Source organism: Aeromonas sp. s5 (genome assembly GCF_040907865.1).
Classification (GTDB): domain Bacteria; phylum Pseudomonadota; class Gammaproteobacteria; order Enterobacterales; family Aeromonadaceae; genus Aeromonas; species Aeromonas dhakensis.
Window position 1 is genome coordinate 604691 of the sequence record NZ_JBFOCO010000005.1, and the last position, 10254, is coordinate 614944.

Annotated in this window: 9 protein-coding genes; 6 read left to right on the plus strand and 3 right to left on the minus strand. The window is 60.1% G+C overall.

All coding sequences use genetic code 11. The annotated features are described in order from the left end of the window. Nucleotides 1-50: 50 nt before the first annotated feature. Nucleotides 51-785 carry a DNA polymerase III subunit epsilon gene (gene dnaQ / locus AB5Y94_RS03975; RefSeq protein ID WP_124250268.1) on the plus strand — a complete coding sequence of 245 codons (735 nt, stop codon included), beginning with the start codon at nt 51-53 and terminating at the stop codon, nt 783-785. After that, entirely contained in the window at nt 782-2050 is a 1269-nt protein-coding gene (locus tag AB5Y94_RS03980) for a TIGR03503 family protein (RefSeq protein WP_368204949.1), read from the plus strand. The genes dnaQ and AB5Y94_RS03980 overlap by 4 nt, the downstream gene beginning before the upstream one ends. Before the next feature lie 94 nt (nt 2051-2144). Here AB5Y94_RS03980 and AB5Y94_RS03985 read toward each other — a convergent pair whose 3' ends face one another. After that, nucleotides 2145-3662: an HD domain-containing phosphohydrolase gene (locus tag AB5Y94_RS03985; protein WP_260754479.1), complete on the minus strand. Its 1518-nt coding sequence runs from the start codon at nt 3660-3662 to the stop codon at nt 2145-2147. A 165-nt stretch (nt 3663-3827) separates the two neighbouring features. Then, nucleotides 3828-6284, minus strand: coding sequence for an acyl-CoA dehydrogenase FadE (gene fadE, locus AB5Y94_RS03990; RefSeq protein ID WP_368204952.1), 2457 nt, complete (start codon nt 6282-6284; stop codon nt 3828-3830). Nucleotides 6285-6529: 245 nt separating this feature from the next. On the opposite strand from fadE, the gene lpcA reads away from it, so the two are divergent. From lpcA to AB5Y94_RS04005, 3 genes are all read left to right on the plus strand, one after another. Beyond that, complete coding sequence (gene lpcA, locus AB5Y94_RS03995) at nt 6530-7108, plus strand: D-sedoheptulose 7-phosphate isomerase (protein ID WP_005299294.1); 579 nt, start codon at nt 6530-6532, stop codon at nt 7106-7108. Between the two features lie 153 nt (nt 7109-7261). After that, entirely contained in the window at nt 7262-8041 is a 780-nt protein-coding gene (locus AB5Y94_RS04000) for a class II glutamine amidotransferase (protein WP_368204954.1), read from the plus strand. Nucleotides 8042-8360: 319 nt separating this feature from the next. Further along, nucleotides 8361-8696, plus strand: coding sequence for an Hpt domain-containing protein (locus AB5Y94_RS04005; protein ID WP_005299299.1), 336 nt, complete (start codon nt 8361-8363; stop codon nt 8694-8696). Nucleotides 8697-8747: 51 nt separating this feature from the next. Here the strand turns inward: AB5Y94_RS04005 and yvcK are convergent, their stop codons facing one another. Beyond that, entirely contained in the window at nt 8748-9659 is a 912-nt protein-coding gene (gene yvcK / locus AB5Y94_RS04010) for a uridine diphosphate-N-acetylglucosamine-binding protein YvcK (RefSeq protein ID WP_368204955.1), read from the minus strand. 112 nt (nt 9660-9771) lie between these two features. Here yvcK and AB5Y94_RS04015 point away from each other — a divergent pair. Next, nucleotides 9772-10254, plus strand: a 483-nt coding sequence (locus tag AB5Y94_RS04015; protein ID WP_368204957.1) for an FIST N-terminal domain-containing protein, incomplete at its 3' end; no start/stop codon positions are given.

Genomic DNA, 10254 nt, shown 5'->3' on the forward strand with positions numbered 1-10254 from the left:
GGCTTGGGGTAAACTAGCGGGTAAAGCCGAAGTTTGACATAGATTGGATCATGAGCACACCCCAACTGAATCGCCAGATCATTCTGGATACTGAAACCACTGGTATGAACACGGCCGGTGGCCCCGTCTATCTGGGACACCGGATCATCGAGATCGGCTGTGTGGAGGTGATCAACCGCAAGCTGACCGGGAACCACTTCCATGTCTACATCAAGCCGGACCGGCTGGTGGACCCGGAAGCCATCCAGGTGCACGGCATCACCGACGAGTTTTTGCGTGACAAGCCGTCGTTCAGCCAAATTGCCGACGAGTTCATCGAGTTTATCCGCGGCGCCGAGCTGATTGCCCACAACGCGCCGTTTGACGTGAGCTTCATGGACTATGAGTTCAGCAAGCTCGGCCTCAACTTCAAGACCGCCGACATCTGCGGCATCACGGATACCCTGGCGATGGCGCGGGACCTGTTCCCGGGCAAGCGCAACAACCTGGACGTGCTGTGCGATCGCTACGGTATCGACAACTCGCACCGTACCCTGCACGGGGCCTTGCTCGATGCGGAGATCCTGGCAGACGTCTACCTGTTGATGACGGGTGGCCAGACCAAACTGAACCTGGCCACCGAGAGCAGCGAGAATGAAAGCAACCAGGACACCAGTATCCGGCGGCTGGAGAGCAACCGTCCGCCGCTCAAGGTGATCCGGGCCAGCGCCGAGGTTGAGGCGATGCACGAGGCGCGGCTGGATCTGGTTCAGAAGAAGGGAGGAGCCTGCCTGTGGCGGCAATGAGCAAGCTATGGGGCGGCCTGCTGTTGTTGGCCTCGCTGACGGCCGGGGCCAACGAGGTATTTGCCCCCTCCGACATCCCCCTGCTCGATAATCGCTTTCGCATCGATTACGGGGTGAAGGAGATCACCTTCATCGTGACGCGCAAGCCGGGCACTCCGTCGGTGATCCTGGTGCGGCCCGATGGCAGCAAGCTCTATGTGAGCAAGGTGACGCCGCCCGACGTGGGCTGGCTGGCCCTCAAGGATCAGGATCTCATCACCATCCGCAACCCTATGCCGGGCCCCTGGCAGGCCATCGGCGAGGTGGACCCCGACAACCGGGTGCGCCTGCTGTCGAACATCAAGCTGGAAACCGATCTGTTGCCGACCCAGCTTTATCAGGGGGAGAAGGTCAAGCTCAAATCCTGGCTGCTGATCGACGATGCGCCACCCAAGGATGGTTACTACCTGTCCGATCTCGGCATGACGGTGCGACTGCAGCGTTTCAATGACGCCAAGCCGGAGGGGGAGCCGGTGGTCGATGAGGTGCTCGGTCACTATCGTGACGATGGCAAGGGGCTCGACGAGGTGCCAGGCGACGGCATCATGACCGCCGAGGCGGTGCTGGATGTGCCTGCCGGGAAATACCGGGCCATGTACAGCACTGGCAATCAAGTCTTCTCCCGTGCCCGCTATCAGGATGTGCTGATCTATCCGCTACCTGTCAGTTACTCCCTCGCGCCTCCCTCCCAGGAGTTCGGGGCCAAGCTCTCCTTCCTGATCGACGTGGATGAACTGGATCCCGCTTCCGTGGCGATCCAGGGCAAGACAACCAGCACGGTCGGGACCAGCATGCCGTTCAATGCAGTGGCCACCGAACCCAAGGTGGAGGTGGATCTCTCCGCCATCAAGGACGTCGGCCAATATGAGGTGACGGCTACCCTGTTTGGCACGACCCGCTTGGGCCGCGAAATTCAGGTGAGCCTGCCGGCCAAATCCTTCAATATCTTCCCGGTGCTGGCAACGCCGCCATCGGCCGCCTCTGCCGCGTCAGAAGCCTCGGCGGCAATTCCGAGCCAGGTCAAGTTCGAGGAAAAGGAGAGCGGCGGCTGGCTGGTCTGGCTGCTGGGTGGCGCTGGCATATTATTGCTGCTTCTGCTCGGCGGCGTGGGCTTCATCGTGCTGCAAAAGCGGCGGGCGCTGAAAAAAGCCATGGCATCGCAAAAAGCCGAGAGCGAGAGCGCCAAACCGGAGGCCAAGCTGGATCTTAACCTGCCCGAACAATAGGCGAGGGGAATGCAGCAAGCAGCAAAAAGCCGCCTGTCAGGGCGGCTTTTTCTATATGTGCAGATTATTGGGGTGGTTGAACAACCCATCCAGCTCAATGTTCCCCGACGTAGATATCCTTGTGCTGTTCGCGGATCTCGAGGAATTTATTGAGGTTGGCCAGCATCAGCTCCACCAGCTGGGGGTCGAAGTGCTGGCCTTTTTCCTCCTGGATCAGCGCCAGTACCTTGTCCAGCGGCCAGGCCTTCTTGTAGCAGCGATCCGAGCCGAGTGCATCGAACACGTCGGCCAGCGCCACCACCCGCCCTTCCAGCGGAATGGCATCGCCCTTGAGGCCACGGGGATAGCCGCTGCCGTTCCACTTTTCGTGGTGGTTGCCGGCGATGGTGGCACCAATCTGGAACAGCGCCAGATCACTGCCGGAGAGCATGTCCTGCCCCAGCTGGGCGTGGGTCTTCATGATCTCCCACTCCTCCGGGGTCAGCTTGCCCGGTTTGTGCAGGATGGCATCCGGAATGCCCACCTTGCCGATGTCGTGCAGCGGAGAGGCGCGCTTGATGAGCTCGCTCTGCTCCTCGCTCATGCCCAGCAACTGGCAGAACAGCTCGGTATAGAGGGCAACCCGCTTGACGTGCAGGCCGGACTCCTTGGAGCGGGTCTCCACCAGTTCGCCAATGCGGTAGATGATCTCGCGCTGGTTGTCGGCGATGACCTCGTTGAGTCGGATGTTCTCCAGCGCCACTATGATGTTTTCGGTGAACAGGCTGAGCAGGCCCGTATCCATCTGGCTGAGCTGGCGAGTGGTCTCGATGTGAAACAGCAGATGATGGCGGGGGTTCTGGCAGTAGAGCACCATCTGGTTGCCGTCATAGACGTTGGCGCGATTGTTCATGGCCTGACGCAGGATGACGGGAGCATCGGCCAGACGCAGCGACGGATGGCCCGGCAGCAAGGGTTCCAGGATCTGATCCCGTACCTCGTAGGCATACTGCTTCACATCATAGATATGTGAATCTTCCAGATTGAGCAGGGCACTGAGCTGCTCCTGGGCCCCTTCGACAAACTGCCGCAGTGCCCGCTTCTCGAAGATCCCCTTGGAGGCCTCGATGACCTTTTCCAGCCCCTGGCGGTTGCTCTCGAGGGTACGGATGTCACGATAGGAGCGCAGGCTGGCTCGCAGCAGGGTGCGCAGCTTCTGGGAGGTGAGCTCGGTCTTGTCTTTGTAGTCGTTGATGTCGTAGTTGCTGACCACGTCATCTTCCGGGGCCTGGCCCGGCTGACCGGTACGCAGCACGATGCGCACCATCTTGTTTTGCAGATCCTCGCGCACGAATTTGACCACATCGAGACCGGCGTGATCGACCTCCATGACCACGTCCAGCAGCAGCAAGGCCACATCCGGGGTCTTGGCGAGCAGCTCCTTGGCTTGAGCGGCTGAATAAGCATGCAAAAATTCAATGGGTCTATTATCGAATTCAAACTTGCTCAGGGTAATCTTGGTGATGCGATGCACTTCGGGCTCATCGTCCACAATCATCACCTTCCATCCAGCCTGCTGGTCATCGAGAAGGGGCAGATCGTCATCGTCAATAATCAGGATTTGGTCATCCATCATGCAATCCTGTTTGGGATCCTGTGCTTACATTAACTGCTTCACTAAGGATAGGAAACTTATTGGGAAATAAAATTTGATCTGTGAAATCTCTTTGTCGTCATCCTGATCCTGCCCCATAAAAAACGCCTCCACTTGGGAGGCGTTTGACTATCTATCGGGCGCTCAGGCGGCTCTGTGATAGGCCGATGGCTCGAACAGGGCCTTGTTAGCGACCAGCTCGATGGGATCAAAATCATCGACGTTGATGGTGCGCAGACGACTCTCTTCGGCGCGGCGCAACAGGTCCGCTTCGGTCTGGTTGAGTACCCCCAGCGTCAGGCCGGCTTCCGCCACTTTGTCCAGCTGCATAAACGGACGCTTGATGCCGTCAGCCTTGCATACTTTCTCAAACAGCGGCTCGGCAGAGAGCACGTCGTCCAGCGCCTGCTCCAGCAGACCGAAGGGGTTGCCCTCTTCGCGGGTGAGATACTGACCCTGGGCCAGTCGACTGCGGGTTTCGCTCGGGGTTTGCAGCAGGCGGGCTACCTGGTTGTCCAGCTTGTCGCTCGGACGTTTCAGGTCGCGGCCCAGTGGCAGCACGATGACGCGCAGGGCCAGCCCAATCCAGCGGTTCGGGAAGTTGCGCAGCAGCTCGTCGATCGCTTCCTGTGCCTTGAACAGGGCATCTTGCAGCGCCCAGTGCAGCAGCGGCAGGTCGGCGTGCTGACGACCCTCATCCTGATAGCGCTTGAGGGCGCTGGAGGCCAGATAGAGCTGGCTCAGCACATCGCCAAGACGGGCGGAGACCCGCTCTTTACGCTTGAGCTCGCCGCCCAGGGTGCCCATCGCCATGTCTGACAGGAACGCCAGGTTGGCGGAGAGGCGGGAGAGCTGCTGGTAGTAGCCCTTGGTCTGATCCTTGAACGGCGCGGCGGCGAAGCGGGCACCGGTCAGACCCAGCCAGAAGCTGCGCACCAGGTTGCTGATGGCAAAGCCGACGTGGCTGAACACCGCCTTGTCGAAGTCCTTGAGGGCCTGCTCCTGATCCGGGTGGCTGGCCGCCAGCATTTCGGGCAGCACGTAGGGGTGGCAGCGGATGGCGCCCTGACCGTAGATGATCATGCTGCGGGTCAGGATATTGGCCCCTTCCACCGTGACGGCGATGGGTGCGCCCTGATAGCCACGGGCCAGGTAGTTGTTGGGGCCCATGCAGATGGCCTTGCCGCCGTGGATGTCCATGGCATCGATGATGCACTTCTGGGCACGATCGGTGAGGTGGTACTTGACGATGGCGGAGATGACCGAGGGTTTCTCGCCCAAATCGATACCGGTTACGGTCAGTTTGGCGGCGGCGCCCATGATGTAGGCGTTGCCGCCGATACGGGCCAGCGGCTCTTCAATGCCTTCCATCTTGCCGATGGGCAGCTTGAACTGACGGCGGATGCGGCTGTAGGCGCCGCTCGCCAGGGCCAGCATCTTGACGCCGCCGGTGCTGTTGGAGGGCAGGGTGATGCCGCGTCCGACCGACAGGCACTCGACCAGCATGCGCCAGCCCTGACCGGCCATGGCCGGGCCGCCGATGATGAAATCGAGCGGGACGAACACGTCCTTGCCGCGGGTCGGGCCGTTCTGGAACGGTACGTTGAGCGGGAAGTGGCGACGGCCGATCTCGACACCCTTGATGTGGGTCGGAATGAGGGCGCAAGTGATGCCAAGCTCCTCTTCGTCACCCAGCAGGTGCTCGGGGTCACGCAGCTTGAAGGCGAGGCCCAGTACGGTGGCGATGGGGGCAAGCGTGATGTAGCGCTTGTTCCAGGTCAGGCGCATGCCGAGTACTTCTTTTCCTTCCCACTCGCCCCTGCAGACTATCCCGAAGTCGGGAATGGAGCCTGCGTCAGAGCCCGCTTCCGGGCTGGTGAGGGCGAAGCAGGGGATCTCCTTGCCGACCGCCAGACGTGGCAGGTAGTAATCCTTCTGCTCATCGGTGCCATAGTGTTGCAGCAGTTCGCCCGGGCCCAGCGAGTTGGGCACGCCGACGGTGGAGGCGAGTACGGCGCTGGCGCCGCACAGCTTTTGCAGCACGCAGGACTGGGCGTAGGCGGAGAACTCCAGGCCACCGTACTTCTTCTTGATGATCATGGCGAAGAACTTGTTGTCCTTCAGGTATTGCCACACCTCGGGGGAGAGGTCGGCCCGCTCATGGGTCACTTCCCAGTCGTTGACCATGCGGCACACCTCTTCCACCGGGCCGTCCAGAAAGGCCTGCTCTTCGGCAGAGAGGGTGCTGACCGGGATGGCGTGCAGCTTTTTCCAGTCCGGGTTGCCAGCAAACAGGTCGGCTTCCCACCAGGTGGTGCCCGCCTCAATGGCCTCTTTCTCGGTGCGGGACATCTCCGGCATGATGGATTTGTAGAGTTTGAACAGCGGCTTGGTCAGTTGATTGCGACGAAAATCCACCAGATTGAGAGGTATGGCGATCACCGCAAACAGTACCCAGACCAGCAGGGGAACGTGGCCATAGAGGGTGCCGGCAATCAGGGCTGCCGCCGTGGCAAGCGTGGAGGTGAACAGAGACGCCCGGCGATAAGCCATGGCGCCGATCACCAGGATCACTCCGAGCAGAGTGAGGGTCGTCGTCATTTTTCGCTCCTTGCATGAGTTGCCGAAATTGGGTGAACTGGGGGTTAACTGATCCAGAGGTCTGACCTGTTGGATGTGGCCTCTGTTGTAATTCATACGCACAAACTTATCAAGCTGTTTACAAGCTTGTTACCTTGGCTCTGTGATCGGCATAACGTAGTGCCGGCGCCATCTTGACGGGCGGGGGGCGACTCCGGGATTGGCTTGTGCGACAATGGCGCCGCCCATATTTTGGAAGAGACATCATGTACCAAGAACTGATCCGCAATGAATTGACCGAAGCTGCCGGCGTGCTCCAGGCGTTCCTGGCAGATGAGCAAAATTTGAAGAACATCGAAGCGGCCGCCAAGTTGCTCGCTGACTCCTTCAAGCAGGAAGGCAAGGTACTCTCCTGTGGCAACGGTGGCTCCCACTGTGACGCCATGCACTTTGCCGAAGAGCTGACTGGCCGTTATCGCGAGAACCGCCCCGGCTACGCCGGCATCGCCATCTCCGATCCCAGCCACCTCTCCTGCGTTTCCAACGACTTTGGCTACGACTACGTCTTCTCCCGCTATGTGGAAGCGGTCGGCCGTCGTGGCGACGTGCTGCTCGGCATCTCCACCAGCGGCAACTCCGGCAATATCCTGAAGGCCATCGAGGCGGCGCGTGCCAAGGGCATGAAGGTGATAGCGCTGACCGGCAAGGATGGCGGCAAGATGGCCGGTCTGGCCGATGTGGAGATCCGGGTGCCGCACTTTGGCTATGCCGACCGCATTCAGGAAGTGCACATCAAGGTGATCCACATCCTGATCCAGCTGGTCGAAAAAGAGATGGCCAAGTAAGGATGTGATCCCGCGCCGGAACCGCTGAATCCTGCGGGTTTATGTTCCGGCCGGCGTGATCCGGTGCAAGAGGTCGGTCGGCAAGGCTCTGCATTCCCTGCCGGGCGACCCCTTGAACGTGCGACGATCAAGTAAGCAAGGAGCCCGCAGCCTATGTGCGAACTGCTCGGCATGAGTGCCAATGTGCCGACCGATATCTGCTTCAGCTTCACCGGCCTGATGCTGCGCGGCGGCAAGACGGGACCCCACAAGGATGGCTGGGGCATCACCTTCTACGAAGGGAAGGGCTTTCGTACCTTCAAGGATCCCGAACCCAGCGCCCAGTCCCCCATCGCCAGGCTGGTGCAGGCGCTGCCCATCAAGAGCCGCGCCGTGGTCAGTCATATCCGCCAGGCCAACCGTGGCTGTGTGTCGCTGGAAAATACCCACCCCTTTACCCGCGAACTGTGGGGCCGTTACTGGACCTTTGCCCACAACGGCCAGTTGACCGGCTACAAGAAGCTGGCCACCGGGCGACACCGGCCGGTGGGGGATACCGATAGCGAGCACGCTTTCTGCTGGTTGCTCGAGCGGCTGGAGCAGAAATACCCCAGGCGCCCTGCCAATTTCCCCGCCATGTTCCGCTATCTGGCGACCCTGTGCGACGAGCTGCGCAGACTCGGGGTATTCAACATGCTGCTGTCGGATGGGGAGTTCGTGATGACCTATTGCAGCAACAACCTCTACTGGTTGACCCGGCGAGCTCCATTCGGGGAGGCACGTCTGCTGGATGAGGATGTCGCCATCGATTTTCAGAGCGAGACGACCCCGAACGATGTGGTGACCCTGATTGCCACGCGGCCGCTGACCGGCAATGAAGACTGGGTCAGGATGGCGCCTGGCGAGTTCAACCTGTTTCGGCTGGGTGAGCGGGTGTCTGCCGATCAGAAGTGATAACACCCTGATCTCAATGTAAAAAAATACCAGGGTAGAATCCTACCCTGGTTCTTCGCAGCAGCCATACAGGCAAAAGGGATGAGAGAGGTGTTGCTGAGTCGCATCATTCTCACGGCTGTCATTGTTATTTAATTGTTAATTTAATGGCAACCATTATGTTGCAATCCGGCCATCTATTGTCTGGTTAGGCGAGCTCGATCACGTTTTTCATCCTATGCCCCGTGCGGGTCTAATTGTTGGTAGGGAAGCAGACGTGACGGTACCATGCCGGGCATCTATAGTATGGTCTGTTTGAATACCACGGGAGGATGATGAAATGGAGTGGCTGGATCAGAAGGTATTGCGACAGTTGGCGGAAGATATCGGCCAGGAGATGATGCCGGTGGTGATCTCGGTGTTTATCGAGGAGGTGGGCGAGCAGCTCACTCAACTACGCCCGCTCTATGAGCGTCAGGACTGGACGGCCCTGGCCCGGCTTGCCCACAGCATGAAGTCTTCTTGCGGCAGTTACGGTGCTCAAGTCAGCTATCAGCAGGTGATGGCGCTGGAGCTCGCCTGCAAACAAGCGGATGGGGCCGAGGTCGCCCGCCTGCTCAACGAGCTGGAACAATCCCTGCCTCAGGTGCTCTCCCACCTTGCCAACTACCATTGAGCCCGGGTAGCCGGCGCATGGGCGCCGGACTTGCCAGACTCAACCTGCCCGCTAGCGTTGATTGACCAGTTGCTGGATCACCCTGTCCAGGGCCAGTTTCAGTTTCAGGCGATCATGGCGATGGGGCAGCGCGGCTTCACCCAGATCGGCCTGGATCAACCTGCCAGCCAGTTCAGGTTGGTACTCTCCTGCAGGAGCCAGGATGGCATCGAGCCGTCCTGTACCGACCCGTGATTCCAGCCAGCGCCACTGATCGAGCAGGCTGAGCTGGCCAGCCGGGCCATTCTCCGCCACCAGATTGCAGATGAACACCAGCATGGCGTTGCTCTCGTTGATGGCCTGCGCCACCTCCGCCAGTAGCAGTGGGGGCATGATGGAGGTGAGAAAACTGCCGGGGCCCAGAATGATCATGTCGGCCTGCTCCAGCGCCTGTACCGCCTCACGGGTGGCTGATACCTCGGGGCTCAGGCTGAGTGAGAGCGGCGGGGTATCGAGCTGATCGATGGAGACTTCCCCCAGGATCTGGTTGCCACAGACGGTGTGGGCACACAGGTCGGTGGGAAATTCAGACATGGGTAACAATTGTGACTCTATTTTCAGCATGTCGCTGATGAGCTTGATAGCATCAAGAGGGCGCACGCAGAGGTTGTCGAGTGCCAGCAGCATCAGGTTGCCGAGGTTGTGGCCGGCCAGTTCACCACGACCGGCGAAGCGATACTCGAACAGCAGGCTGCCGATGCTGGGATCGGTGACCAGTTGATTCAAACAGTTGCGCAGATCACCCCAGGCGATACACTCCTGGCTCTTGCGCAGTCGTCCGGTGGAGCCGCCATCATCCGTGGTGGTGACGATGCCGGTCAGGCGCGATCCCAGGAACGAGAGGGACGAGAGCACGCGGCCCATGCCATGGCCGCCACCGATGGCGACGACCCGGTCAAAATCATTGATGTTCTTTTGCCACATGCGGCTGTCCTGTGGTTGGTCTCGATTGAGAGCATTCTAGTCGATGAAACGGGATAATTGTTTGATTAAGGTATGATTTTTGCTTACCCCCAGCATCATGCACAACTAGGAGATGGTGTTGAACTTTCTGACGGCTCACTCTCTTGAAGAGACCTCCCTGCTGGCTGCCCGACAGATCAGTGAGCGGCTGCTCGCTCAATCACCCGATTCCCCTTCGCTGTTGTTGGTCTATTTTACTCAGGCTCATGATGCCGAGGAACTGCGTCATCACTTCAAACAGCAGTTCCCGTCGTCCCGGCTGATCGGTTGCAGCTCCTGCGGCGGGGTCATGACCCAGACCGGCCATCATGCCCGCCAGGGGCGGGGGGTGGCGGTTGCGGCCATCTACGATGACAAGGGCGCCTACGGTGTGGCGGGTCAGGCGGGGGGGGCCGTCGATGTGCGCCAGCTGCTGCGCAGCGCCATTGCTGACGGGGGCCGCCCCGGCGAGTTGCCGCAACTCATCTTGTTGCATGCAAGCCCGGGCCAGGAGGAGGCGATGCTGGAGAGCATCGAAGCCGAGCTGGGTACAACGGTGCCGGTGGTCGGCGGCTCC

What these genes read in the sequence shown, in the direction of transcription:
- AB5Y94_RS03980 (WP_368204949.1), top strand. Translation starts at nt 782, where the DNA reads ATGAGCAAGCTATGGGGCGGCCTGCTGTTGTTGGCCTCGCTGACGGCC.
- AB5Y94_RS04000 (WP_368204954.1), top strand. Translation starts at nt 7,262, where the DNA reads ATGTGCGAACTGCTCGGCATGAGTGCCAATGTGCCGACCGATATCTGC.
- AB5Y94_RS04005 (WP_005299299.1), top strand. Translation starts at nt 8,361, where the DNA reads ATGGAGTGGCTGGATCAGAAGGTATTGCGACAGTTGGCGGAAGATATC.
- lpcA (WP_005299294.1), top strand. Translation starts at nt 6,530, where the DNA reads ATGTACCAAGAACTGATCCGCAATGAATTGACCGAAGCTGCCGGCGTG.
- fadE (WP_368204952.1), bottom strand. Translation starts at nt 6,284, where the DNA reads ATGACGACGACCCTCACTCTGCTCGGAGTGATCCTGGTGATCGGCGCC.
- yvcK (WP_368204955.1), bottom strand. Translation starts at nt 9,659, where the DNA reads ATGTGGCAAAAGAACATCAATGATTTTGACCGGGTCGTCGCCATCGGT.
- dnaQ (WP_124250268.1), top strand. Translation starts at nt 51, where the DNA reads ATGAGCACACCCCAACTGAATCGCCAGATCATTCTGGATACTGAAACC.
- AB5Y94_RS03985 (WP_260754479.1), bottom strand. Translation starts at nt 3,662, where the DNA reads ATGGATGACCAAATCCTGATTATTGACGATGACGATCTGCCCCTTCTC.